Source organism: Thalassobaculum sp. (assembly GCF_965223715.1).
Classification (GTDB): domain Bacteria; phylum Pseudomonadota; class Alphaproteobacteria; order Thalassobaculales; family Thalassobaculaceae; genus Thalassobaculum.
Genome location: NZ_OZ245012.1, coordinates 4,282,060 through 4,308,166, shown reverse-complemented (window position 1 = coordinate 4,308,166; position 26,107 = coordinate 4,282,060). Strand labels below are relative to the sequence as shown.

At 68.9% G+C, this 26,107-nt stretch carries 17 protein-coding genes; 5 read left to right on the top strand and 12 right to left on the bottom strand.

Translation table 11 applies throughout. The features are described 5' to 3' along the window. Positions 1 to 307: 307 nt before the first annotated feature. Positions 308 to 1,255 carry an L-threonylcarbamoyladenylate synthase gene (locus tag ACOQOP_RS19895; RefSeq protein ID WP_420566551.1) on the bottom strand — a complete coding sequence of 316 codons (948 nt, stop codon included), beginning with the start codon at positions 1,253 to 1,255 and terminating at the stop codon, positions 308 to 310. Positions 1,256 to 1,372: 117 nt separating this feature from the next. Between ACOQOP_RS19895 and parA the strand changes: the two genes are divergently transcribed. Beyond that, positions 1,373 to 2,020: a ParA family partition ATPase gene (parA, locus tag ACOQOP_RS19890; protein WP_420563557.1), complete on the top strand. Its 648-nt coding sequence runs from the start codon at positions 1,373 to 1,375 to the stop codon at positions 2,018 to 2,020. Positions 2,021 to 2,159: 139 nt separating this feature from the next. Here the strand turns inward: parA and ACOQOP_RS19885 are convergent, their stop codons facing one another. Together ACOQOP_RS19885 and ACOQOP_RS19880 are read right to left on the bottom strand one after the other, a co-directional pair. Further along, entirely contained in the window at positions 2,160 to 3,800 is a 1,641-nt protein-coding gene (locus ACOQOP_RS19885) for an acyl-CoA synthetase (protein WP_420563556.1), read from the bottom strand. A gap of 47 nt (positions 3,801 to 3,847) precedes the next feature. After that, on the bottom strand, positions 3,848 to 4,408 hold the full coding sequence (locus tag ACOQOP_RS19880; RefSeq protein WP_420563555.1) for a manganese efflux pump MntP family protein: 561 nt from the start codon (positions 4,406 to 4,408) through the stop codon (positions 3,848 to 3,850). 331 nt (positions 4,409 to 4,739) lie between these two features. Between ACOQOP_RS19880 and ACOQOP_RS19875 the strand changes: the two genes are divergently transcribed. Continuing rightward, positions 4,740 to 6,638 (top strand): propionyl-CoA synthetase, encoded by a 1,899-nt coding sequence (locus ACOQOP_RS19875; protein ID WP_420563554.1) that lies wholly within the window; start codon positions 4,740 to 4,742, stop codon positions 6,636 to 6,638. A gap of 17 nt (positions 6,639 to 6,655) precedes the next feature. Then, a complete protein-coding gene (locus ACOQOP_RS19870) occupies positions 6,656 to 7,435 on the top strand; it encodes an SDR family NAD(P)-dependent oxidoreductase (RefSeq protein ID WP_420563553.1) in 780 nt (259 codons plus the stop codon). Positions 7,436 to 7,896: 461 nt separating this feature from the next. On the opposite strand, the gene ACOQOP_RS19865 is transcribed toward ACOQOP_RS19870, so the two are convergent. The 6 genes from ACOQOP_RS19865 to ACOQOP_RS19840 all read right to left on the bottom strand — a co-directional run bounded on the left by ACOQOP_RS19865 (position 7,897) and on the right by ACOQOP_RS19840 (position 16,609). After that, entirely contained in the window at positions 7,897 to 8,355 is a 459-nt protein-coding gene (locus ACOQOP_RS19865; RefSeq protein WP_420563552.1) for an Hsp20/alpha crystallin family protein, read from the bottom strand. Between the two features lie 113 nt (positions 8,356 to 8,468). Continuing rightward, on the bottom strand, positions 8,469 to 10,577 hold the full coding sequence (locus tag ACOQOP_RS19860) for a methyl-accepting chemotaxis protein (RefSeq protein ID WP_420563551.1): 2,109 nt from the start codon (positions 10,575 to 10,577) through the stop codon (positions 8,469 to 8,471). Positions 10,578 to 10,660: 83 nt separating this feature from the next. Continuing rightward, positions 10,661 to 11,521, bottom strand: a complete 861-nt coding sequence (locus ACOQOP_RS19855) for a UPF0280 family protein (protein ID WP_420563550.1) — start codon at positions 11,519 to 11,521, stop codon at positions 10,661 to 10,663. An 8-nt stretch (positions 11,522 to 11,529) separates the two neighbouring features. Further along, positions 11,530 to 13,020 (bottom strand): 6-hydroxynicotinate reductase, encoded by a 1,491-nt coding sequence (locus ACOQOP_RS19850; protein ID WP_420563549.1) that lies wholly within the window; start codon positions 13,018 to 13,020, stop codon positions 11,530 to 11,532. Beyond that, positions 13,017 to 15,773 carry a molybdopterin-dependent oxidoreductase gene (locus ACOQOP_RS19845; protein ID WP_420563548.1) on the bottom strand — a complete coding sequence of 919 codons (2,757 nt, stop codon included), beginning with the start codon at positions 15,771 to 15,773 and terminating at the stop codon, positions 13,017 to 13,019. Before ACOQOP_RS19845 ends, ACOQOP_RS19850 begins: the two co-directional genes overlap by 4 nt. Next, entirely contained in the window at positions 15,770 to 16,609 is an 840-nt protein-coding gene (locus tag ACOQOP_RS19840; RefSeq protein WP_420563547.1) for an FAD binding domain-containing protein, read from the bottom strand. Before ACOQOP_RS19840 ends, ACOQOP_RS19845 begins: the two co-directional genes overlap by 4 nt. 205 nt (positions 16,610 to 16,814) lie before the next feature. Between ACOQOP_RS19840 and ACOQOP_RS19835 the strand changes: the two genes are divergently transcribed. Continuing rightward, entirely contained in the window at positions 16,815 to 17,582 is a 768-nt protein-coding gene (locus ACOQOP_RS19835) for a DUF1194 domain-containing protein (RefSeq protein WP_420563546.1), read from the top strand. Further along, a complete protein-coding gene (locus ACOQOP_RS19830) occupies positions 17,576 to 18,298 on the top strand; it encodes a DUF1194 domain-containing protein (protein WP_420563545.1) in 723 nt (240 codons plus the stop codon). The genes ACOQOP_RS19835 and ACOQOP_RS19830 overlap by 7 nt, the downstream gene beginning before the upstream one ends. A 336-nt stretch (positions 18,299 to 18,634) precedes the next feature. Here the strand turns inward: ACOQOP_RS19830 and ACOQOP_RS19825 are convergent, their stop codons facing one another. The 3 genes from ACOQOP_RS19825 to ACOQOP_RS19815 all read right to left on the bottom strand — a co-directional run bounded on the left by ACOQOP_RS19825 (position 18,635) and on the right by ACOQOP_RS19815 (position 25,974). Then, positions 18,635 to 19,666 carry a histone deacetylase family protein gene (locus ACOQOP_RS19825; protein WP_420563544.1) on the bottom strand — a complete coding sequence of 344 codons (1,032 nt, stop codon included), beginning with the start codon at positions 19,664 to 19,666 and terminating at the stop codon, positions 18,635 to 18,637. A 282-nt stretch (positions 19,667 to 19,948) separates the two neighbouring features. Further along, positions 19,949 to 24,508 (bottom strand): glutamate synthase large subunit, encoded by a 4,560-nt coding sequence (gene gltB, locus ACOQOP_RS19820; RefSeq protein WP_420563543.1) that lies wholly within the window; start codon positions 24,506 to 24,508, stop codon positions 19,949 to 19,951. A 29-nt stretch (positions 24,509 to 24,537) separates the two neighbouring features. After that, on the bottom strand, positions 24,538 to 25,974 hold the full coding sequence (locus tag ACOQOP_RS19815; RefSeq protein ID WP_420563542.1) for an NAD(P)-dependent oxidoreductase: 1,437 nt from the start codon (positions 25,972 to 25,974) through the stop codon (positions 24,538 to 24,540). Positions 25,975 to 26,107: the final 133 nt, after the last annotated feature.

Below are 26,107 nucleotides of genomic sequence, written 5' to 3'. Positions count from 1 at the left end.
TCTCCTCAGGGTGAGGGAAATGACATGTGGATAACCCGATCATAAGGCTCCATCCGCGCACGACAAGATGCGACGGCGATTGGTCCATCCAAGCGGGCGGAAATTTGGCCTAAGGATGAGGCTGGAGCGGGAAGCTCATCAACTCTCGTCAATTCCTTCTCACACTCCCCGGATTTATTCCGGGGCCTACTCTTCCCCGGCACGGGCGAGGACGTGAGATCTCGGACTGCCGAGCGGTATCAACGGTAGGCCCCGGAATAAATCCGGGGAGTGTGGGAGAGGGGAGTGTGGGAGAAAGGGACGCGCGTCAGTCGCGCGGTGCGGCCGCCCGGCGCAGGCGGTCGTTGATCGCCGCACCCAGGCCCGCCTCCGGCACCGGCGCCACGGCGATGGCGCTCACCCCCGGCCGGTCCAGCGCCCGCAGCAGGGCGAACAGGTTCGCCGCTGCCTCCACCGGATCGCCGCTCGGGCTGAGATCGGTTTCCGAGCCGAGTTGTCCGGCGAAGTCCAGCCCGACCTCGCCGTCCCGCACCTCCGTCGCATTCAGCCGCACCGCCGCTGCCGGCGCGTAGTGGCTGGCCAACATCCCCGGTGCGGTGATCGCGTCGCCCTGGCCGGCGAGGTCGACCGGCCCCACCAGGTCCTCGATCTGCTCGCGGGTGACCGAGCCCGGCCGCAGCAGCCGCGGCGTTTCGCCGGACACATCCAGCACCGTGCTCTCCAGCCCGACCGTGCAGGCGCCGCCATCGAGGATCAGCTCCAGGCCGTCGAAATCCTCCGCCGCCACATGGGCGGCCGTGGTCGGGCTGACCCGACCGGAGCGGTTGGCGCTGGGGGCGGCGACGGGGTGGCCGATCTCGGCCAGCAGCGTGCGGGCGTCGGGCTTGCCCGGCACGCGGATCGCGACGGTCTCCAGCCCGGCGGAGGTCAGCCAGGCAATGGGACAACCCTCCGCCCGGCGCAGCACGAGGGTCAGCGGCCCCGGCCAGAACGCCTTGGCCACCGCGCGGGCCGCCGGTGTCGCCTGCCCGAGGGCGAAGGCGGTGGCCACGTCCGGCACATGGCTGATCAGCGGATTGAAGCGCGGCCGGCCCTTGGCGGCGAAGATCTTCGCGACCGCCGTCTCGTTGGTCGCGTCGGCGCCGAGCCCGTAGACGGTCTCGGTGGCGAATGCGACCAGCCCGCCGGCGCGCAGGATCTGCACGGCCTCGGCACGGGCGTCTGGGTCGGTGATCGGGCAGACGGAAGCGGCCATGACGGCGCAGGTGCCCCAGGATCGGCGCAACGTCAAGTCGCGGCACTCTTTTGCGGTGCAGCATAACCGTCGAATCGCTACACTGTCGGGACATTCTTCAGAGGAGGGAGGGCCGGAATGGCACGCATCCTCACCGTCGCCCAGCAGAAGGGCGGTGCTGGAAAGACCACGCTCGCCGCCCATCTCGCCGTCGCCATCGCCGAGACCGGCAAGACCGTCGCCGTCGTCGATATCGATCCGCAGGCGTCCCTGTCCTCGTGGTGGGAAATGCGCGAGGAACTGGGCCTGCCCGCCCCGTCGAACGGTAAGGGCAAGGGCAGTCTGTCGGTTCATCGGATCACCGGCTGGCGCACCGCCAACGAGGTGGAGAAGCTGGCCCGCGACCACGACGTGGTGGTGGTCGACAGCCCGCCGCACGCCGAGACCGAGGCGAAGATCGCCGTCCGGGTGGCCGACCTGGTGCTGGTGCCGCTGCAACCGAGCCCGATGGACTTCTGGGCGACCCAGGCGACGCTGGACCTGGCCAAGTCGGAGAAGACCGACGCCCTGCTGGTTCTGAACCGGGTACCGCCCCGCGCCGCGCTGACCGAGGCGATGACCGCCAAGATCAAGGAGATGGGGGCGAAGGTCGCCAAGGCGCAGATCGGCAACCGCGTGGCGCTCGCCGCCTCCCTGCTGGAGGGCAAGGGCGTCAGCGAATACCAGAAGCGCGGCACGGCGGCGGCTGAGATCAAGGCGCTGGCGGCGGAGGTGATGAAGAAGTAGGGGAGCGCCCGTCGACACGCCCTCCCCGTCGTCCTGACGCAAGTCAGGACCGTGACCCGGACGTCGGCCACTGTCCAAGCGTTGATCCTGAATCAAGTTCAGGATGACGGTGGAGGGCAGGAGGAAGGCGAGCCGCCCCCTACAGGTTCCGCGCCCGCTCCCGCAGGACGAATTTCTGCACCTTGCCGGTGGAGGTCTTCGGCAGCTCGCCGAACACCACCGTCTTCGGCGCCTTGAAATGGGCCATGTTCTCGCGCGCGAAGGCGATGATCTCCGCCTCGGTCGCCTCGGCGCCCGGCCGAAGGGTGACGAAGGCGCAGGGCGTCTCGCCCCATTTCTCGTCCGGCCGCGCGACCACCGCCACGTCCATCACCGCCGGGTGCTTGTACAGCACGCCCTCCACTTCGATCGTGGAGATGTTCTCGCCGCCGGAGATGATGATGTCCTTGGACCGGTCCTTCAGCTCGATATAGCCGTCCTCGTGCATCACCCCGAGGTCGCCGGTATGGAACCAACCGTCCTTGAAGGCCTTCTCTGTCGCCGACGGGTTCTTCAGGTACCCCTTCATCACCACGTTGCCGCGCATCATGACCTCGCCCATGGTCTCGCCGTCGGCGGGGACCGGCTCCATGGTCTCGGCATTGGCGACGTAGAGCCCTTCCAGCGAGGGATAGCGCACGCCCTGGCGCGACTTCAGCGCCGCCTGCTCGTCGATCGGCTTGATCGACCACTCGTCATGCCAGGCGCAGACCACCGCCGGGCCGTAGACCTCGGTCAGGCCGTAGACATGGGTGACGTTGATCCCCAGCCGCTCCATCCCGGCCAGCACGGTCGCCGGCGGCGGCGAGGCGGCGGTCATCATCTGGACCGATTGCGGGAAGGACTGCTTCGTCGCGTCGTCGGCGTTCAGCAGCATCGACATGACGATCGGCGCGCCGCACAGATGGGTCACCCCCTCCTCGGCGAAGGCCTTGTAGATCGCCGAGGCTTCCACCTTGCGCAGACACACATGGGTGCCGGCCTGCACGGTCACCGTCCAGGGGAAGCACCAGCCGTTGCAGTGGAACATCGGCAGGGTCCAGAGATAGACTGGGTGCATCTTCATGCCCCAGACCATGATGTTGCCCAGCGCGTTCAGATAGGCGCCGCGGTGGTGGTAGACCACACCCTTGGGGTCGCCCGTGGTGCCGGAGGTGTAGTTCAGGGCGATGGCGTCCCACTCGTCGTCCGGCCGCACGCCCGCGTAGGACGGGTCGCCGGAGGCCAGGAAGGTCTCATAGTCCATCTCGCCGAGCTTTTCGCCGCCCGGACCCTCGCTGTCGTCCACGTCGATGACCAGCGGCTTGCGCTTGGTCAGGGCCAGCGCCTCCTTGATCACCGGCGCGAACTCGGTGTCGGTGAGCAGGACCTTGGCCTCGCCGTGGTCGAGGATGAAGGCGATGGTCGCCGCGTCCAGACGGGTGTTCAGCATGTTCAGCACGCCGCCGGTCATCGGCACACCATGGGCCGCCTCCACCCCTTCCGGCGTGTTGGTCAGCATGGCCGAGACCGTGTCGTTCTTCCCCACCCCGCGGGCCGCGAGCGCCGAGCCAAGGCGGCGGCAGCGCTCCGCCGTCTGCGCCCAGGTGTAGCGCCGCCTGCCATGGGCGACCGCCAGCCGGTCCGGGAAGGTGGCAGCGGTGCGTACCAGGAAGCTCAACGGCGACAGCGGCACGTAATTGGCCGCGTTGCGGTCGAGATCGGTTTCGTACGGGTTAACGGCAGTGGCGGGTGCAGTCATCGTCGTCGCTCTCCGGTGGTCGCGCAGACCCTATCCGAGAACGCGAATTATGCCCACACCCCCAGATGCTGCACCAGGATGACGCTGCCGATGGCGATCAGGATCAGCCCGCCGATGGCGCCCGCCGGCCGGCCGATGGCATTGCCGGCCGCGCGGCCGAGCAGCATGCCGAGACAGGCGAGCACGAAGGTCACGGCGGCGATGGCGAGGGCGGTCGGGACCAGCGAGTCCTCCATGAAAGCGAGGACGGCGCCGACCGCAAAGGTATCGACGCTGGTGCCGATAGCGGTGAGCGCCAGGGTCGGCCAGATCACCGCAGGACGGCCGTCATCCTTCGGCGGCGCGATCAGGCTCTCCCAGATCATCTTCCCACCGACGCCGCCGAGAATGCCGAAGGCCAGCCAGTGGTCGACCGCCGCCACATAAGCGTTGGCGGCCTGTCCCAGCGACCATCCGATCACCAGCGCCACGGTCTCCGCGGCGGCGAAGACGCAGGCGATCGTGAGGATGTCGACGGCCCGGTGCCGCTCCTGCCGCGCGCCCTTTCCGATGGCGACGGTGAAGGCATCGGCCGAGACGCCGACGGCAAGGGCGAGGGTCGAGATCATTCCGGTTTCCGCCGGTCAGTGGACGGGGCGCCGCGACGCCCTTCGAAAGACCGCCTTCATATAACGACTGATGTCGGCGAAGTCAAAAATTAGGCAAATCTAACTTAATGATATTAAAGCGACTTTCTTGCATGAACGAATGAATCTCGACCGGGTCGAAGCTTGTTAGGCGGCCCCATCCGCAGCCACAATCGGACCGGTCTGCGGGGCGGAGACGTCCGCCGGCGCGTCAATGCGGACGCTTAACAAGACCGCCGCCTCCCGCATAGAGTTCGCAGAACAACGAGAAGACGGACCGAAAACGGTTCTGGTGATAAGGGAGGTCGCGGCCATGGGCCAATTCGACGACGTCTACAATTCCTGGCAGTCCGATCCGCAGGCCTTCTGGGCGCGTGCCGCCGAGGACGTGGTCTGGACGAAGCGCTGGGACACCCTGCTCGACGACAGCAACCCGCCCTTCTACCGGTGGTTCGTCGGGGGCGAGACCAACACCTGCTACAACGCGGTCGACCGACACGTGGACGAGGGCCGCGGCAGCCAGCCGGCGATCATCTACGACAGCCCCGTCACCAAGACCGTGGAGACCATCACCTACGACCAGCTCAAGGAGCGCACGGCGGCCTTCGCCGGCGCGCTGGCCGGGCTCGGGGTCGGGTATGGCGACCGGGTGATCCTCTACATGCCGATGATCCCCGAGGCCGTGGTCGCGATGCTGGCCTGCAGCCGGATCGGGGCGATCCACTCGGTGGTCTTCGGCGGCTTCGCGTCGAAGGAGCTGGCGACCCGGATCGACGACGCCACGCCGAAGGTGATCGTCGCCGCCTCCTGCGGGCTGGAGGGTCAGCGGGTGGTGCACTACAAGCCGCTGCTCGACCGGGCGATCGAGCTGGCCAGCCACAAGCCGGATCACTGCGTCATCAAGCAGCGCCCCCAGGAGGAGGCCGCCCTGGTCCCCGGCCGCGACCTGCTGTGGGAGGAAGCGGTCGCCAAGTCGTCGCCGGCCGACTGCGTGCCGGTGAAGGCCGAGGACCCCGTCTACATCCTCTACACCTCCGGCACGACCGGTAAGCCGAAGGGCGTGGTGCGCGCCACCGGCGGCCATCTGGTCACCCTGAAATGGTCGATGCCGAACATCTACGGCATGAGCACCGGCGACGTGTACTGGGCCGCCTCGGACGTCGGCTGGGTGGTCGGCCATTCCTACATCGTCTACGCGCCGCTGTTCCACGGCTGCACCACGATCCTGTACGAAGGCAAGCCCATCGGCACGCCGGATGCCGGCGCCTTCTGGCGGGTGATCGCCGACCACAAGGTCAAGGCGATGTTCACCGCGCCGACCGCCCTGCGCGCGATCAAGAAGGAGGATCCCCAGGGCAAGCTGCTGGAGAAATACGACCTGTCTCACTACCGCGCCCAGTTCCTGGCCGGAGAGCGCTGCGACCCGGACACGCTCAAATGGGCCCAGGACCGGCTCAAGGTGCCGGTGATCGACAACTGGTGGCAGACCGAGACCGGCTCGCCCATCGCGTCGAACTGCCTCGGCATCGAGCTGCTGCCGTTCAAGCCGGGCTCCCCCACCCGAGCGGTGCCTGGCTACGAGGTCCATGCCCTGTCGCCGGAGGGCGAGGAGATGCCGCGCGGCGAGATCGGCTCGCTGGCGATCAAGCTGCCCATGGCCCCGGCCGCCTTGCCGACCCTGTGGAACAACGACGAACGGTTCGTGGAAAGCTACATGGCCGAGTTCCCCGGTTACTACCAGACCGGGGATGCCGGCATCGTCGACGAGGACGGGTACCTGCACGTCATGTCGCGCACCGACGACATCATCAACGTCGCCGGCCACCGACTGTCCACCGGCGGCATGGAGGAGGTGCTGGCGAGCCACCAGGACGTGGCCGAATGCGCCGTGATCGGCGTCGCCGACGAGGTGAAGGGCCAGGTGCCGCTCGGCTTCCTGGTCCTGAAGGACGGGGTGAACCGCGAGCATCAGGAGATCGTGAAGGAGGTGGTCGCCATGGTGCGCGACCGCATCGGGCCGGTGGCGGCCTTCAAGCAGGCCACCGTCGTCCATCGCCTGCCGAAGACCCGCTCGGGCAAGATCCTGCGGGCCACCATGCAGAAGATCGCCGACGGCGAGAGCTTCAGTACGCCGGCCACCATCGACGACCCGGCGATCCTGGACGAGATCGGCGCGTCGCTGCAGACCATCGGATACGCCCGCAAAGGGTAGCCAGAGAGGAAGAGGAAATGCGTCTGGAAGGAAAAGTCGCCGTCGTCACGGGTGCTGCACGGGGCATCGGTGCGGCCATCGCCAAGCGGTTCGCCCTGGAAGGAGCCAAGGTCGTCGTCTCGGATGCCGACCCCATGGCCGGCGACGCCTCGGTGGGGGCGATCAAAGAGGCCGGCGGCGAGGCGCGGTTCATCAATTGCGACGTCTCCAATCGGGCCCAGGTCGCGGCCCTGATGGACCGGACGATCGAGGCTTATGGCAGCCTGGACATCGCCGTCGCCAATGCCGGGGTGATCCACAACCACCCGTTCCTGGAGCTGGACGACGAGACCTTTGACCGGGTCATCGCGGTCAACCTGAAGGGCGTGTTCCTGACCGGTCAGGAGGCGGCTCGGCGGATGGTGGATCGCGGCATCCAGGGCCGGATCGTCAACACCGCCTCGGTGAACTCGGTGATCGCCCCGACCGGGCTCGCCGCCTACAACGCGTCCAAGGGCGGGGTGGCGCAGCTCACCAAGACCATGGCGATGGACCTGGCGGACTACGGAATCCGGGTGAACGCCATCGGCCCGGGCAGCGTGGCCACCGACCTTTTCCGCGCCGGCATCCTCACCGACAACGAGGCGATGCGCCGGGTGGAGATGCGCACCCCGATGCGCCGCGCCTCCGAGCCGGACGAGATGGCCGGCGTGGCCCTGTTCCTGGCGAGCGACGACAGCTCCTACGTGACGGGCCAGGTGATCTACGCCGACGGCGGCCGCCTCGCCCAGGGGCATGTGATCCCGCCGAAGGACTAATCTAAAAGCGTCATCCCGGATGCGCCCGGACCTGATCCGGGGGCAGGCCGGGACCGTGTTGGTCCGACGGGAGTGGCTTGATCCTGACTTGCGTCAGGATGACGGGCGCAAGTTAAAAAAGATCCGTCGTCCTGACGCAAGTCAGGACCAAGATTCCCAAGCACCCACTAGGTCCCGGCCGACCTCCGGATCGAGCCCGGAGCTCGCCGAGATGACGATGTTTGCTTGAACCGACTCCCACCCAATCCGTCATCCCGGATCGGCCCGGGCCCGACCCGGGGCGAGGCCGGGACCTGGAAGCCGCAGACTGGGTCCCGGCCGTCCTCCGGATCAGGTCCGGAGGGCGCCGGGATGACGGAGAGGGCATTGTGAAGTGGCGGATCGGCGACCGGGCGGCAATCGCTCCCGGCGCCGATCCGCCTGCCCAGCCCCCCACGGGCGAGCCGGCAGGCCCTCAGGCCCTATTCGAAATTCGGACGGGGGTCCCCTGTCACACCCTTCGGCGCGCGCTGGATGTCGATGCGGCGCTTGCCCTGGGCGGTCTCCGCCTTCTTCGGCAGGGTGATGCGCAGGATGCCGTCCTCGCTATGGGCCTCGATTCCGGCCTCGTCCACGTCCGGCGGGAAGCGGAAACTCCGCCGGAACGACCCGTAGGTGCGCTCGGAGAAGATGTAGGTGTCGGTCTTCTCGTCGCGCGAGGACCGCTTCTCGCCGCTGACCGTCATCTGGTCGCCGTGGACCTCCACGTGGATGTCCTCCTCGCGCACGCCGGGCAGCTCGATCTCGATGACATAGGCCGCGCTCGATGCCGTCGCGTCGGAGGGCGGGCTGAAGAACTCGGCGACGCGGGTGCCGAAGCGCCGCAGCGGGTCCATGACCTGCGGCCACCAGTCGGCATGGGATGGAACACCTTCGACCATGTTGACCTCCCTGATGGATTTCCATGCCCGAACTCGGGACGGTGGAAGCCTACCAGGGCGCGACCAGCCGGCCTTGACCTACATCAAAGGCGCTCGGGAAACCCGGCCGGCCGTCAATTCCTGTAGGCCAGCCGCAGGTTGCCCCAGATCCGGTCGGCGACCCGGATCGGGCAGTCGACCTCCTTGAGCACCTGCTTGTTGCCGCCCCCCATGTCGCGCACATAGCTCTGGATCTTGTACTCGTCGGTGTTGCGCGCGGCGAGCAGGCCGGCCCGGTCGTCGAAGATCCGGCGGTTGCGGCTGTTGGCGGTGTTCCAGACCGTCTCCCCCGGCTTCTGCGGCTTGGAGAAGGCGGCGTTGTGGGTCGGCAGGTAGGCGTTCCGGTCGACCGCCGCACAGAACACGATGGCCGGGTTCTTCGACACCACCGCCTCCTGGACCGCCGGGAACTGCTCGTCGGTGAGGGTGAGGAAGCGGGTGGAATACTGCACCGGGTCGGTGCCCTGGATCGGCACGTAGTCGTCGTCGAACAGCGCCTCCATGTCGTACCGGCCGGAGGACAGGGCCGAGGACAGGATGCCCGACAGCTTGTCCGCCGCGTCCCGGCACAGCGCCACCAGCGGCGCGTCATGGGCCTTGGTCGCCTCGATCACCTTGCGGACCCTGGACAGCTCGGTGTCGGTCGGCGCCAGGAACTGCAGATGGGTGCCGAGCGGACTGCTGCCGACGACCCGGGCGCCCAGGCGGCCGACCCCCTCGATCTCGACGAAGCCCTCCTGCCCGGTCGCCTCCTCGTCCAGGCCCGGGAAGAACAGACCGCCGGAGAAGGACAGGTCGACCGTGTGGCCCTTGACCGAGGCGGTCCCCATGGCGAGCGTGCCCGGGATGCCGACCGCCACCCGATCGGCCTGGCGCCGGTCGCCGGCCCCGGAGGAGCGCAGCATGGTGGTGATCCGCCGCTGCAGGTCGCCGACGTCGCGGCCGAGCCGGCCGGCGATCTCCGACAGCCGGTCGGCGGCGCGCAGGGAGACCTTGGCCGTGTCCTGCACCGCGCCGATCTGGTCGGCCACCTGGCCGGTCTCGAGCGACGCGCGCTCGGCACTGCGGGCGATCTCGGCGATGGCGGCGCGCTGCTCGTCGGCGGAGCTGGAGACCGACCCGGCGCGCTGGGAGAGCTCCTCCACCCCGGTGACGATGCTGCCGAGCGCCAGGTTCACCGAATCCGTGGAATCGGAGATCTGCTGGGTACGTTCGGTGACCGAGGCGATCGCGTTCTCGGTCTCCGCCGCCAGCGACTTCACCTCGCCGGCCACGACCGCGAATCCCTTGCCGGCGTCGCCGGCCCGCGCCGCCTCGATGGTCGCGTTCAGGGCCAGAAGTCGGGTCTGCTTGGCGATGCTGCGGACCAGCTCGGTCACGTCGCCGATCGCCGCCGCACTCTCGGTGAGCGCGGTCATGGCGCGCTTGGCCTCCTCGATGTCGGAGAGGGTGGATTCCGCCTTCTGGGCGGCGCCGGAGGTCTGGTCGGAGATCTGCTGGCTGGAGGCCTCCAGTTCCTGGGCGGCGCTGGCGACGATGTTCACGCCGTCTCGGGTGTTCTCGGCACTCGCTCCCACGGTGCCGGCCGCGGAGGTCACGTCGCCGGCGATGTTCTCGAGCTGACCCGCGACCTGGCTCAGGGTCTGGACCTGGTGCCGCACCTCCGACAGGGTCGTCGACATCTCGCGCTCGAGACTGTCGGACATGGCCATCAGCCGTCCGGTGGCGTCCAGTTCGTTTGCGGTGGAGCCGAAGGAGGCGATGCTGGCGGCCATGTCGGCGAAGCAGCGGCGCAGGATCGCGCGGAGTTCGTGTTCCTGGCGGTCGCCCTTCTTGACGTTCTTCACGACACCGACGATCAGGTCCTCGGTCAGCTTCTCGTAGCCCGCCAGATAGGTCGAGGTATCGATCCGCCGGTCCACATGGACCCGGCCGATCCGTTCCGAGGTGGCGAGCACCGCGTCCAGGTCGCTGTCGGTGCGGGCGGCGAACAGCGCCGTCCAGTGCCGGAGCTGGGCCTGCTTCAGCCGGCCGAGATCGGAGCCCTCGAACAGCGGGGAGATGTCCTCATGCTCCATCGCCATTCCATAGAAGTCGTCGATCGCCGACCGCGCCAGCTTCTCTCCTTCCGGGGCGGGGCCGCTCTCCTCCAGCCGGAACAGCTTGCGGATCTGTCCAGCCATCGACGGCTCGCTTCCATGCTCCATCCAATCCCCCCGGTCGTCCCGTCATTTTCTGCGCGGCAACGTCCTGGGTCGGGGATGGATCACGCACCGGGCGGCAGGCTGATCCGCGCCGCCGGTACGGTGTCCCCGGCCATGCGCCACCGTCCTGCCAGAAACAGTACCACGCCAATTAAGGGTATGCTTTTCGTAATCGTCGCGTATGCGAGCAATCCGGCCTCCAGCGCCGCGTCGATCTCCGCCGGGGTGAGCGGCCCGACTTCCAGCACCACCGCCCGGTCGCCGAGGTCGCTGTCCGGGTCCTCGTCGCTCGCCGGGCCGCGCCGGATCGCCGGGTGGCCGGGCAAATCGACCGCGTTGCCGATTAGGGTCGCCGCCACATCGGCCGACGCCGCATCCCCGGCCAGAACGGTGACCGCATCGGCGATCCCGAGGGAGAAGGACCGCCCGCCGCGCCCGCTGGTGGCCACCCCGCGCACCGGGTCCGTGTGATGCAAAACGGCGTTACCCGCCAGCACCGGCGCGCCGAGTTCCGGCACGAGCCCGACCTCGAAGCTTTGCCCTGGTGAGAGATGGAAGGCGATGTCGCCGCCGTCATTCACCCAGGCGCGGGCAAGGTCGGGTGCGGCCGCCAGCATCTCGGCCAGAAGGTGATCAGAGACCGCACCGGCGACGGCGGCCATCGGTGTCACGAACCGGTCGGCATAAGGGGCGACGGCGGCGACCATGCGGCGGGCGACGGGACCGGTGACGGCGGGCGGCGGACCGGCGATCGGCCGGCGCAGGACCGTCAGCTCGCCGACCAGGGTGGCCAGCAGACCGTCGAAGGCGGCGACCGCCGCCCGCTCCGCCGCCTCATGGCCCGGACCTTCCGCCTTCAGAATCAGGTCGATCGGCCCTTCCTGCAGGTGCACGCGGCCGTCGGGGAGGCGGGCGGCCTGCACGGCAGGGCTCAACCGCGCGACGCGGGCAGTCCCTGGGGCAGGTAGGGCCAGGGATTGTCCGGCGCCTGATGCTCCCGGCGCAGGTCCGGCCGGCTCTCCAGCACCTCCCCCAGGGGCCGGATCGCGTCCATGTACCCGCCCAGCTCCTCATAGGCCCAGCGCGGCAGGGTGAACTCGATGGGCGCCACAAGGGCCGGGGTCGGCACATACCCGAACGCGCCCCTGGGCAGGCGGGTGACGTCGACCATCAGGGTGATGCCGCCGCCCGGCCAGACATAGACCGGCGCACCGCCGCAGGTGACCCGGGTGATCGTGGACTGCACCGAGCGCGTCAGCCGCACCGGATTCTCGGTCACCCCGGCCCGCAGGCTGCCGCCGGCCCCGCCCATGAACAGCACGGTGCAGAGTGCGGGCTCGCAATTCTCGCCGATCCGGTCGACCACGACCTCCAGAGGCTTGGGCATTGGTTTGGCGACGAAATTCAGCCCGTCATCCAGCTCGAAATAGGCGCTGTCCTCGCCGGTGGTGGAGACCATCAGCACCCGCTCGCCGGGCCACGCGGTCTTGGGATCGACCCGGTCGATGATGTCCAGCGGGTCGGTCACGTCGGTGCCGCCCCAGCCGGAGCCGGGCTCGGCCACCTGGAAATAGCGTCCCGGCGTGGACTTGCGGCCGCGCACCCGGATGCCGCCCGGCTTCATGTCGAGGAACTTACCGGCCTGGTGCTCGCTCAGCACGCCGGTGATGTGGTCGTCCACGACGATGACCTCGTCGGCATGGCCGAGCCACTGGCGGGCGAAGATGCCGATGGTGGCCGAGCCGCAGCCGACACGCATCCGCTCCTCCTGCTCGCCGTCTACGATCGGCGGCTTGCCCGCCTGGACGGTGACCTTGCTGCCACCCGCGATCTGCAGCTCCACCGCCTCGCCGTTGCAGAGCGCCAGCATGGCGGCGCAGGTGACCGTGCCCTCCTTCTTGCTGCCGCCGGTCAGGTGACGCACGCCGCCGAGCGACAGCATCTGGCTGCCGTATTCCGCGGTGGTGACGTGGCCGACCGGCTCGCCATCCGCCAGCACCTGGGCCTGTTCCGGGCCAAGATGGCGGTCGGTGTCGATCTTCACCTTCACGCCGCAATAGCTGAAGATTCCCTCGGTCACGACAGTGACCGTGTCCACCCCCTCCCATTCGGCGCCGACGATGAAGGGCGCGGGCTTGTAGTCGGGATAGGTGGTGCCCGACCCGATGCCGGTGACGAAGACCGGCGGCTCGGCGACGATCTTGCCGTCCCAGTCCGGCGCATTCTCCAGGAACGGCACCACAGTGCCGTCCCGCTCCGCCACCCGCTCGGTCACCACCAGCGGGTCGAGGCGCACCAGCTCGCCCGCCACATTGGCATAGCGGTCGCAGGCGCCGGACTTGCCCTCCCGGATTCGACACAGCACCGGACAGGCGTCGCAGCGCACGATCCCGTCGGGCAGGGTTTCCGTCTCCGCGCTCATTCCGCCGCCTCCTTGGCCCGGGCGGCGCGGATCGCCGCGCGCAACCGGTGCGGCAGGACCGGCACCTTGTCCGGGCACACGCCGACCGCCTGGCGGATGCCGGCGAGGATGGCAGGTGCCGTCGGCACCAGGGCCGGCTCGCCGATCCCCTTCGCTCCGAACGGACCCAGCGGCTCCGGATCCTCGATCAGGATGCAGTCGATCTGCGGCATGTCGCCGACCGTGGGGATCAGGTAGTCGTGCAGGTTCTCGGTCTTGCCCGGAACGTATTCCTCCATCAGCGCCAGCCCCAGCCCCTGCGCGATGCCGCCATGGATCTGGCCCTCCACCAGGGTCGGGTTGACCGCGTGGCCCACGTCATGGGCGGCGGTCATGTGCAGCACCTTGGTGGTGCCGAGTTCCGGATCGACCTCCACCAGCGCGATCTGCGCGGCGAAGGCATAGGTGGCGTAAGGGATGCCCTGGCCGTCGGCGTCGAGCGGGGCGGTCGGCGGATCGAAGGTCCCCTCGCCCACCAGCAGGTGCCCGTCCGCGTCCACCGGCAGGGTCGCCAGGTCGAGATCCCGCGCCCCGGCGGCGTCGCGCACGATGATCCGGCCGCCATCGAACGAGAGATCCGCATCTTCGCCCGCATTGGCCAGCCGCAGAATCTGCGCCCGAAGGTCGCGCCCCGCCAGCTCTGACGCCCGGCCGGACACGAAGGTCTGGCGCGAGGCCGAGGTCTTGCCGGCATCCGGGGTGAGGTCGGTGTCGCCCCAGACCTGGTCGACCAGGGCCAGCGGCGCGCCGAGCGCGTCGGCGGCGATCTGCGCCATGATCGTGTAGCTGCCCTGGCCGATATCCACCGCTCCGTTGAACAGGGTCAGCCGCCCGTCGGGCTTGAGCGCCAGGCGCATGGTCGACGGGTTCGACATGGAGGTGTTGCCGCAGCCGTACCACATGCAGCCGATTCCGGCGCCGAGACGGGTACGGCCGGGCTTGGCGTTATGCGCCGCCACCTGTGCGCCATAGCGCGCCCAGGCCGGTTTCAGGGCTTCCACACAGGCGGCGAGACCGACCGAGGCCTCGATCACCTGTCCGGTCGCGGTCGGATCGCCCGCGCGCAGGGCGTTCAGCAGCCGGAATTCGAGCGGGTCCATGCCGATGCAGGCGGCCGCCTCGTCCATCAGCCGCTCGCCGATGATCGCCGCCTGGGGCACACCGAAACCTCGGAAGGCGCCCGCGGGAGGGCCGTCGGTATAGACCGCCGCACTGGTCGCCAGCACCGCGCCCACCCGGTACGGACCCGGCGCGTGGACCGGCACACGGCCGGCCACGGTGGGCCCCCAGGAGGCATAGGCGCCGGTGTCGAAATCGCCGTGGAAGCGGAAGCCGGTGATCGTGCCGTCGCGTTTCACCCCGAGGCTGGCGGTCATCGCCGCCGGGTGGCGCTTGGTGGTGGCGGCGAAACTCTCCGGGCGGTGATAGAGGGTCGCCACCGGCCGGCCGAGTGTCCAGGTCGCCACCGCCAGCGGGAGTTGGATCGACTGGTCGAGCTTGCCGCCGAAGCCGCCGCCGACCGCCGAGGGCGTGACCCGCACCGCCTCCTGGGCGATGCCGAGCACATGGGCCACCTCGTCGCGGTCCATATAGGGGGTCTGGGTCGTCACCCGCAGCTCGACCCGGTCGCCGACCCGCCGGGCCCATCCGGCCTCGGGCTCGATATAGGAATGCTCCACGAAGCTGGTCTGCATGGCGGCGTCCACCACCGCATCGGCCCCGGCCAGTGCGGCGTCGATATCGCCGGACGCCACCCGCCCCCGGATCAGCACGTTGCCGGGGGAGGCGTCATGCAGTTGCGTCGCCCCGTCCTTCAGCGCCGCCTCGATCCCGACCACCGCCTCGCGCGGCGACCACTCGACGGGGAAGCCGGACAGGTCGAGCGCCTCGAACGCCGCACGATCGGACACCACGACGGCGGCCACCGCCTCGCCGCGATAGCGCACGAAGCGCTCGGCGAAGACCGGCTGGTCCTTCAGGGTCGGATAGATGCCGAAGCTGTTGTGACCCGGCACGTCTCGGGCGGTCAGCACCGCCACAACCTGCGGCCGGGCGGCTGTCCAGGCGTCGAGATCGCCGAGCGAAAAATCCGCCAGGGCATGGGGCGAGCGGACGATCCGCAGCCACAGGGCGTCGGCGGGGCAGGTGTCGTCGCCATAGAGCTCACGCCCGTCCAGCTTGCCGTCGCCATCGAGCCGCGCGACCCGCGCGCCGACGGCGGAGCCGGGCTCCGGCATCTCGGCATCCGGCGCGTTGGAGGCGACGTCCAGCACCGCCTCGACGATCTTCAGATACCCCGTGCAGCGGCACAGCACCCCGCCCAGCGCATCCTCGACGGCCGACCGGCTCGGCTGCGGGTCGCGGTGCAGCAGGTCCTGGGCCGCCATCAGCATGCCCGGCGTGCAGATCCCGCACTGGGCCGCCCCATGCCGGGCGAAGGCACGCTGCAACGCCGAAGGGGGCCCGTCGCGCTCCGCCAGTCCCTCCACCGTGACGATCTCGCAGCCATCGGCCTGACCGGCCGGGACCAGGCAGGCGCAGACCTGGACGCCGTCCAGAAGAACGGTACAGGCGCCGCAATCCCCGGCATCGCAGCCGACCTTGGTGCCGGTCAGCCCCAGATCCTCGCGCAGCACCCGGGACAGCCGGCGCTGCGGCGGGACCGACGCGCTGCGCTCCATGCCGTTGACGGTGAAGGTGAGGGCCTCGGTCATGCCGCCTCCGCCAGTTCGATGAGGCAACGCCGCACCAGGGTGCGCGCGGTGTCCATCCGGTAGGGCGCGTCGCCGCGCACATCGGCGATGGGGGCGAGGTCGGCCAGATGGCCATGCTCCAGCCGGTCCGCCGCCTCCTTGGGCGACAGGCCGACGAGGGCTGCTTCCAGGGCATTCAGGCGAAGGGCAGCGGCCGTGCACGCGCCGACCGCCAGCCGCGTGGCGGCGATGGTCCCGTCGGCCGCGAGCCGCATCGTCCCCGCCACCATGACGATGGAGATCACCAGATAGCGCCGCGCGCCGAGTTTCAGGAACCGCCCCGCGCCGTCCAGTGCCGCCTCCGGCAGGTGGATCGCCGTCAGCAGTTCGCCCGGCGCCAGCGCCGTCTTGCGGTTGCCGAGCACGAACCGGTCGAGGGGGAGACGGCGGGTGCCGCCGGTCGAGGCCAGTTCCACCTCCGCCTCCAGCGACAGCAGCGCCGGCACCCCGTCGGCGGCCGGGGAGGCGTTGCAGAGATTCCCCCCGACCGTGCCCCGATTCTGGATCTGGGCGCCGCCCACCTCGCGCGCCGCCGCCTTCAGCCCGGCGCAGGCCGCCGGAAGCTCCGCGTCGATCACCGAGCGCCAGGTCGCCGCCGCCCCGATCCGCACGCCACCGGCCGACCGCTCGATCCCCTTCAGGGCGTCGAGGGCGGTGATATCAAGAATGTCCTCGTCCCGGTCGTGGGTGACCCGGGCGGGATAATGGTCGGTTCCGCCGGCGAGCACCGTCCAGTCGCCATCCCCCAGCGCGCGCAGCGCCTCGTCCAGATCGCGCGGACGCAGATATCGGCTCACGGCACCTCCGATCCACTACAGGGAAATTTCATTCGTATACCAATGAAGTGTGCCACGACTTTGTGAGCGGTCAAGGGGTGGTCCCGGCCTTGCGACACTGGATTTGGCCACAATCGGATGCAACTCTTTCCGCATGAGCGCCTCTTCCGCCCCGCCCTGGCCCGCACGCCCCGTCCCACCGACCGCCGCGGCGCCGTGGCGGTCGATGCTGTGGGCGTCTCTCGTCTGGAGCGCGGCCCTGCTGCTGACCGCACCCGCCGCCCGGGCCCAGACGCCGGTCGATCTCGCCCTGGTGCTGGCGGTGGACAGCTCGGCCAGTGTCGACGAGTCCGAATTCGCGCTCCAGCGCGACGGCCTCGCCCAGGCGTTCCGCGATCCGGAGGTGATCAAGGCGATCGAGAGCGGTCCGTACAAGCGCATCGCCGTCGCCGTGGTCGAATGGGCCGGCCATGCGGAGCAGATCGTGGACATTCCCTGGACCGTCGTGGACGGCGCGGCCGGATCGCTCACGCTGGCTGACCGGATCGACGGGCTGCAGCGCCAGATCCTCACCGGCGCCACCTCCATCGCCGGGGCGCTCACGTTCGCCCATTCCCTGCTGCTCTCCCATCCGTTCGAGGCCGACCGGCTGGTGATCGACCTCTCCGGGGACGGCCGCAACAACCAGGGCCCGCCGGTGGAGACGGTCCGCCAGGGGATCGTGCTCCAGGGCGTCACCATAAACGGCCTGGCGATCGTCAACGAGCATCCGACCCTGAACTACTATTTCGAGGATCGGGTGATCGGCGGGACTGCCGCCTTCGTGGAGGTGGCGAACGACTATGCCGACTATCCGCGCGCCATCCGCCGCAAGCTCATCCGCGAGATCCGCACCATGAACATCAGCGCGCCGCGCCGCCCGGACAGCGGGGCGCCGCGGCCCTCCGACGCGACCGAGCTGGCCACCCTGGCCGCGGAGCCCCGTCGATGGTAGCGCCCCTGCGGACCACTCTCCTCGCCGTCGTCACGACGGTTGGCCTGCTGGCCGCGACGGTCCTGGCCCCCGGCCTGCCGGCGCCGGCCCGGGCGGCGGAGCCGGTGGACCTGGAACTGGTGCTGGCCGTCGACAGCTCGGCCAGCGTCGACTACACCGAGTTCAACCTGCAGCTCCAGGGTCTGGTCCTCGCCTTCGAGGATCCGGAACTGGCCGATGCGATCGCCGCCGGGCCGCTGGGCGCGATCGCCGTCACCCTGATCGAGTGGTCGAGTGCGGAACGCCAGGAGATCTCCATTCCCTGGACGGTGATCCGCAGCGCCGAGGACGCCCGCGCCTTCGCCGAGGAGATCAGCCGCGCGCCGCGCCGGGTGGTGACGGGGGCCACGTCGATCTCCTCGTCGATCCTGTTCGCCGCCGGCATGTTCGACACCAACGGCTACGAGGGCACCCGCCGGGTGATCGACCTGTCCGGCGACGGCTACAACAACCAGGGGGCGGCCCTGTCGGTCGCCCGCGAGCTGGTGCTCGACCGGGCGATCACGATCAACGCGGTGGCGATCGAGAACCAGGTGCTGGGGCTGGGCGACTATTTCGAGGAGAGCCTGATCGGCGGCTTCGGGGCGTTCGTGATCCGGGCGACCGACTACGAGGACTATATCGGCCAGATCCGCCGCAAGCTGCTCCGCGAAATCATGCCGGCGCCGATCTCGTAGGGGGCTGCGGAGGCCTCTTGGAAGGCTGTACCCTTCCCCTCTGACACTCCCCGGATTTATTCCGGGGCGACGCTGGGTCCCGGACCGGGCCTTAGACGTAAAAGCCCATCCGCCCCCAGGGCTCACCCCGGAATAAATCCGGGGAGTGAAGTGTCTCTTGTGGTCTGCCCTCCACCCCCGTCTCCCCGGCCTTGCGCCGGGGCCCAGGGTTGGAGCGCGATGGAACGCGGGAGATGGTCCGTCGACGCTCCGGCACGCGGATGTCTCGGTCCCGGCGCAGTCCCCGGATTAAATCCGGGAGGGAAAACGGGAGTGGCTGGGGAGAGGGAAACACCCCTATCCCCGCGCCCCGTCGAAGCCGGCCAGTACGGCGGCCAGGTTGTCGCCGAGAATGTCGGAGATGTAGCCGCCCTCCTGCACGATCACCGTCGGGCGGGAGCCGGCGCCCAGTTTCGCGCCGATCTGCCGGAACCCGTCGGTGGTGACGCCGAGGAAGGCCAGCGGATCCTTCTCCGAGGCGTCGAGCCCGAGCGCGATCACCAGGGCGTCGGCGCCGAACGCGTCGATCGCCGCCATCGCCTTGTCCAGGGTCTCCAGGTACGCCGCGTCCCCGGTGCCCTGGGGCAGCGGCAGGTTCAGGTTCGCCCCGCGCCCCGGCCCGGCGCCGATCTCGTCGGCATAGCCGGTGAAGAACGGGTAGTAGCCGTGGGGGTCGCCGTGGATCGACACGGTCAGCACGTCGCCGCGGCGGTAGAAGATGCCCTGGGTCCCGTTGCCGTGATGCACGTCGACATCGAGGATCGCCACCGTCGCCGCCCCCTGGTCGCGCAGGTACTGGGCGGCGATGGCCGAGTTGTTCAGGAAGCAGAAGCCGCCGGCCTGGTCGCCATAGGCATGGTGTCCCGGCGGCCGGCACAGGGCATAGGTCGGCTTGCCGTCGCGCCATAACGCATCGGCGGCGGTCAGCGCCACCTGGGCGGAGGCCAGCGCGCCTTTCCAGGTGCCCGGCCCGATCGGGCAGGCGGTGTCGGCCTGATAGTGGCCGGCGAGGCCGACGATATGGGTCGGGTGGATATCCATGTTCCGGCCGGGATGCACGTTCGGCAGGATCTCCGGCGCGTGGTTCGGCAGGGCCGACCACTTCTCCCAGGCGGTCTGCAGAAACTCCAGATAGTCGGCGGCATGCACCGCCGCGACCGGGTCGAGGCCGAAATCCTTCGGCGCGATCACCTCATGGGCGCCGGCCTCCACCGCCCGCCGCAGGATCGCCGCGCGCTCCGGAACTTCCGGATTGGGGGCGCGGTTGCCGCGGCTGATGAAGCCGCTGGGGGCGTGCACGCTGTAGTCATCGGCCAGAACGACCCGCATCTCAGTTCTCCTGCTCGATCCGTCCAGCAGGTGTAGCGGGCGGGGGCGCGGGGGCGCAAGGGGCCGGGCGGGTGGATAGGGAGGAGGCTTGGTCCTGACTTTCGTCAGGACGACAGCCCTTTTCTTCAAAACACCCTCACCGTCGTCCTGATGCAAATCAGGACCAAGCCACCGCCGCCAGGGATAGCCGTTCGGTCCCGGCCGCCCCCCGGATCAATCCCGGATTAAATCCGGGACGGGGAGCCGCCGGGATGACGGATGTTGGAGGGGTCGGACCCGCGGTTACGCCCGCCGCTCGCGCGTGGTGTTGCTGATCGGTTGGGACAGGCGGCTGACCATCTCCTTGGGCACCACCTGCCAGAAATTGTCGCGCTCGTGGCGCCAGTCGATCAGCAGCCGTTCGGCGAAGCGGGACTGGGTTTCGCGGACATGCTCCGACACCATGCGGCGCAGCAGCATCTCCCAGTAGTCGGTCTCGATCCGCTGGTAGACCACCGTCTCCAGATTCACCACCTGCTCGAAATTGCCCGCCGCGTCGTAGACGAAGGCCATGCCGCCGGTCATGCCGGCGGCGAAGTTGTGGCCGACCTCGCCGAGGATCACCACGGTGCCGCCGGTCATGTACTCGCAACCGTTCGAGCCGCAGCCCTCCACCACCGCGTCGGCGCCGGAGTTCCGCACGCAGAACCGCTCCCCCGCCTGGCCGGCGGCGAACAGCTTGCCGGCCGTCGCCCCGTACAGAACCGTGTTGCCGATGATGGTGTTCTCGTTCGGCGTGAAGGCCGCGGCCGTCATCGGCCGGACGGTGATGATGCCGCCGGACAGGCCCTTGCCCACATAGTCGTTGGCGTCGCCGAACACCTCCAGCTTCAGCCCCTGCACCGCGAAGGCGCCGAGGGACTGGCCGGCGGTGCCGCGCAGGCGGACCGTGATGTGGCCCGGCTGCAGACCCGACATGCCGTACTTGCGGACCAGGACCGAGCTGAGCTTGGTGCCGATGGCGCGCTGGGTATTGGCGATGTTGTAGGTGAGCTGAAGCTTCTCCCCGCCCTCGATCGCCGGCTTCACGTCCTTGATCATGATGGCGTCGAGGGTCTCGGGCACCTCGTTGCGGTGCTCGACCGTGTTGTACGGCGGCAGCCCGCCGGTATCGGCGCGCACCAGGATCGGGTTCAGGTCCAGGTCGTCGAGCGACGGATCGCCGCGGCTGACCTGGGCCAGCAGATCGGAGCGGCCGACCACCTCGCGCAGGTGGCGCATGCCGAGGCTCGCCAGGATCTCGCGCACCTCCTCGGCCACGAAGGAGAACAGGTTCACCACCTTCTCCGGCGTGCCCTCGAACTTGGCGCGCAGGCCCTCGTCCTGGGTGCACACGCCCACCGGGCAGGTATTGGAGTGGCACTGGCGGACCATGATGCAGCCCATGGCGACCAGGGAGGCGGTGCCGATGCCGAATTCCTCCGCACCCAGCATGGCGGCGATCACCACGTCGCGGCCGGTCTTGATGCCGCCGTCCGTGCGCAGGGTCACCTTGTGCCGCAGGCGGTTCAGGGTGAGCACCTGGTGCACCTCAGACAGCCCCATCTCCCACGGGATGCCGGCATACTTGATCGAGGTCTGCGGGCTGGCGCCGGTACCGCCGCCATGGCCGGAGATCAGGATCGTGTCCGCGTGCGCCTTGGCCACGCCGGCGGCGATGGTGCCGATGCCGGTGGAGGCGACCAGCTTCACGCAGACCCGGGCGTCCGGGTTGATCTGCTTCAAGTCGTAGATGAGCTGGGCCAGATCCTCGATCGAGTAGATGTCGTGGTGCGGCGGCGGCGAGATCAGGGTCACGCCGGGCGTGGAGTGGCGCAGCCGGGCGATCAGGCTGTTCACCTTTATGCCCGGAAGCTGGCCGCCCTCGCCGGGCTTGGCACCCTGGGCCACCTTGATCTCGATCTCGCGGCAGTTGTTCAGGTATTCCGCCGTCACACCGAAGCGTCCGGAGGCCACCTGCTTGATCGCCGAGCTCGGGTTGTCGCCGTTCGGCCGCGGCCGGAACCGGGCCGGATCCTCGCCGCCCTCGCCGCTGTCGGACTTCGCACCGATGCGGTTCATCGCGATGGAGAGTGTCTCGTGCGCCTCCGGGCTCAGCGCGCCGAGCGAGATGCCCGGGGCGATCAGCCGCTTGCGGATGTCGGTGATCGACTCGACCTCGTCGAGCGGCACCGTCTGCTTGACCTGCTTGAAGCCGAGCAGGTCTCGCAGGTTGATCGGCGCCTCGTCGTAGACCGCGTTCGCGTAGCGCTTGTAGAGGTGGTAGCTGTCGGTCTCCACCGCGCGCTGCAGGGCGTGCATCATGTCGCCGTTGAAGGCGTGACGCTCGCCGGTGCGCCGATAGCGGTACAGCCCGCCAACCGGCAGCGGCACGACGCTCTCGTCGAACGCCTTCTTGTGCATCGCCAGGACCTTGGCCTGGATGCCGTTCAGGCCGAGGCCGGAGATGCGCGAGGACATGCCGGGGAAGTACTGCTCCACCAGGGAGCGGGACAGGCCGACCGCCTCGAAATTGTAGCCGCCGCGATAGGAGGACAGGACCGAGATGCCCATCTTGGACATCACCTTCAGCAGGCCGTCCTGGATCGCCTTCTTGTAGTTGGCGAGGCAGTCCTCCAGCGTGCGGTCGCCGAACAGGCCGCGCGACAGCCGGTCGGCGATCGCCTCCTGCACCAGATACGGGTTTATGGTCGTACCGCCGACGCCGATCAGCACGGCGAAGTAATGCACGTCCAGCACCTCGCCACAGCGCACGTTGATCGAGGTGAAGGTGCGCAGCTGCTGGCGGACCAGGTGGCTGTGCACGGCACCGGTCGCCAGGATCATCGGCATGCCGCAGCGCTCGGGCGAGGTGGCCATGTCCGACAGGATCACGTGGGTGCAACCGCCGCGCACGGCGTCCTCGGCCTCCTGGCGGATCCGGTTCAGCGCCGTCTCCAGCGCGTGCGGGCCGCCCTCGGCGTCGAAGGTGCAGTCGATCTCGGCCGCCGTCTCCGCCATGTAGTCGCGCATGGCGTGGAACTCGGCGTTGGTCAGCACCGGGCTCTCCAGCAGCAGGTGGTCGCACTGCTCGCTGTCCTCGTCGAGGATGTTGCCCAGGTTGCCGAGACGGGTGCGCAGGGTCATCACCCGGCGCTCGCGCAGGCTGTCGATCGGCGGGTTCGTGACCTGGCTGAAGTTCTGCCGGAAGAAGTGGTGCAGCCCACGGTACTTGTCCGACAGCACCGCCAGCGGCGTGTCGTCGCCCATGGAGCCGACGGCTTCCTTGCCGCCCTCGGCCATCGGCTGAAGCAGCAGCTCCATGTCCTCGAGCGTCCAGCCGGCGACCACCTGGCGGCGGCGCAGCACGTCGCGCTCGAAGGCCGGCTTCTCCTCGTGCTCGGCGCGGATCAGCTTGTCGATCTTGGTGCTCTCGGTGATCCACTCGCCGAACGGCCGGCTGTTGGCCAGCAGGTCCTTCAGCTCGGCATCGTGGTAGAGCTTGCCCTCGTAGAGGTCGACGGCGATCATCTGGCCCGGGTCGAGCCGGCCCTTCTCGATCAGCTTGGCCTCGTCGATGCGCACCATGCCGGTCTCCGACCCGCCGATCAGCAGGCCGTCATCGGTCACCGAATAGCGCAGCGGCCGCAACCCGTTGCGGTCCATGCCGCCCAGCACCCAACGCCCGCCATAGGCGGCGATCGCCGCCGGGCCGTCCCACGGCTCCATCACCGCGTTGGCATAAGCGTAGAGGTCGCGCCAGGACTGCGGCAGGTCGTCTTCCTCGGTCCAGGCCTCCGGGATGCACATGGTCTTGACCATGGGCAGCTCGCGGCCGGAGCGGACCATCAGCTCGAAGGTGGCGTCCAGGGCCGCACTGTCGGAGGAGCCGGACTGCACCACCGGCTTGATGTCCTCGATCAGCTCGCCGAAGGTCGGGTGCGCCATCCGGGTCTCGTGGCTCGCCATCCAGTTGACGTTGCCCTTGACCGTGTTGATCTCGCCGTTATGGGCCAGCACGCGGAACGGCTGGGCCAGCTTCCAGGTCGGGAAGGTGTTGGTCGAGTAGCGCTGGTGATAGACGGCGAAGTTCGAGACGAACCGCTCGTCGGTCAGGTCCGGATAGAACTGGTCGACCTGCTCGGCCAGGAACATGCCCTTGTAGATGATCGACCGGCAGGACATCGAGCAGATGTAGAAATCGGTGATGTGCTCGGACAGCGCCGCCTTCTCGATCCGGCGGCGGATGATGTAGAGGTCGCGCTCCACCTGTTCGGCGTCATGCTCCGGGGGAACCGAGAACATGATCTGCTCGATCTCCGGGCGGGTGGCGTTCGCCTTCTCACCGATCACCGAGATGTCCACCGGGACCTGGCGCCAGCCATAGATAAAGCAGCCGGTCTTCAGGATCTCGGACTCGACGATGATCCGGCAGCGCTCCTGGGCGGCCAGGTCGGTGCGCGGCAGGAACACCATGCCGACGCCGATCCGCTCATCGAGCAGCTTGTGGCCGGTATTGGCGACCTCCTCGCGGAAGAAGTCTGCCGGGATCTCGATATGGATGCCCGCACCGTCGCCGGTCTTGCCGTCGGCATCGACGGCACCCCGGTGCCAGACGGCCTTCAGCGCCTGGATCGCCGAGGTGACCACCTCGCGCCGCGGCTTGCCGTCGATCGCGGCGACGAAGCCGACACCGCAGGACTCGTGCTCGTGGGCCGGATCGTAGGCATGGGCTTCCTGCAGCCTGGCCGCGTTCTCCCGCCACGCGCGTACGAACGTCTCTCCGTTCAGGGTCTCGCCAGTGAGAATGGGCGTGTCCGACATGTCTGGCCTCCTTGGCTCAGCAAACGGGATCAGGCGGCCGACAGGGCCGTCTCGGCCTTGACGGAGAGGTAGTCGTGGATGCGGTCGGCGGCGTCGCGGCCGTCGCGCACCGCCCAGACCACCAGCGAGGCGCCGCGGACGATGTCGCCGGCGGCGAACACCCCGTCGAGGCTCGTCATCATGCTCTTGAAGTCGACCGCGACCGTGCCCCAGCGCGACACCTTCAAGTCCTCCGCACCGAACAGGCCCGGAAGATCCTCCGGATCGAAGCCGAGGGCCTTGATGGCCATGTCGCACTCGATGGTGAAGCTGGAACCGTCGATCGGCTGCGGCGTCTGGCGGCCGGTGGCGTCGGGCACGCCCAGATGGATGCGCTGGCAGCGCACGCCATCGACCGTGCCGTCACCGACGAAGGCCTCCGGCGCGGCGAGCCACTCGAAGGTCACGCCCTCCTCCTCGGCATTGGCGACCTCGCGCTGGGAGCCGGGCATGTTGGTGCGGTCGCGGCGGTAGACGCAGGTCACCGCCGCGGCACCCTGACGGATCGCGGTGCGCACGCAGTCCATGGCGGTGTCGCCGCCGCCGATGACCACGACCTTCTTGCCCTTGGCGTCCAGGGTGCCGTCGTCGAACTCCGGCACATCGTCGCCCAGGCCCTTGCGGTTGGAGGCGGTCAGGTAGTCGAGCGCGGGATAGATGCCGTCCAGGCCGACGCCCGGGCACTGCATGTCGCGGGCCTTGTAGACGCCCGTGGCGATCAGCACGGCGTCGTGGCGGGCGCGCAGCTCGTCCAGGGTGACGTCGCGACCGATCTCGCAATTGGCGTGGTAGTGCACCCCACCCTCGGCCAGCAGGGTCGAGCGCCGCTCCACGACCTCCTTCTCCAGCTTGAAGTTGGGGATGCCGTAGATCATCAAACCGCCCATGCGGTCGTAGCGGTCGTAGACATGGACCTGGTAGCCGCGCTTGCGGAGCTGCTCGGCCGCGGCCAGCCCGCCCGGCCCGCCGCCGATGATGCCGACGGACTCCTCGCGCTCCCGCACCGGCTTCACCGGCTTGACCCAGCCGTTCTCGAAGGCGGTCTCGGTGATGTACTTCTCCACCGAGCCGATGGTGACCGACTGGAAGCCCTTCTCGATGACGCAGTTGCCCTCGCACAGGCGGTCCTGCGGACAGATGCGGCCGCAGATCTCCGGGAAGTTGTTGGTCGCCGAGGAGATCTCATAGGCCTCCTCCAGGCGCCCTTCCGCCGTCAGCATCAGCCAGTCGGGGATGTTGTTCTGCAGCGGGCAATGAACCTGGCAGTAGGGCACGCCGCACTGGGAGCAGCGACCGGCCTGCTCCTGCGCCCGGGCGGGATCGAACTCGTTATAGATCTCGCCGAAATCGGTACGGCGTTCCTCGGCGGCGCGCTTGTTCGGCATCCGCTTTTCGGTTCCGACAAACTTCAGCATCCGGTCGGTCATGGCGTGGTCTCCTTATCTGGACCCGGGTGCGGAGGCGCAGTCCCGGATCCTTATCCCCGCCATATGGAGTGGCGGGCGGCCTCTATACACGTTCGAAGAGAGTCGAAAAAGACCAAATGTCCCACATAGGTCC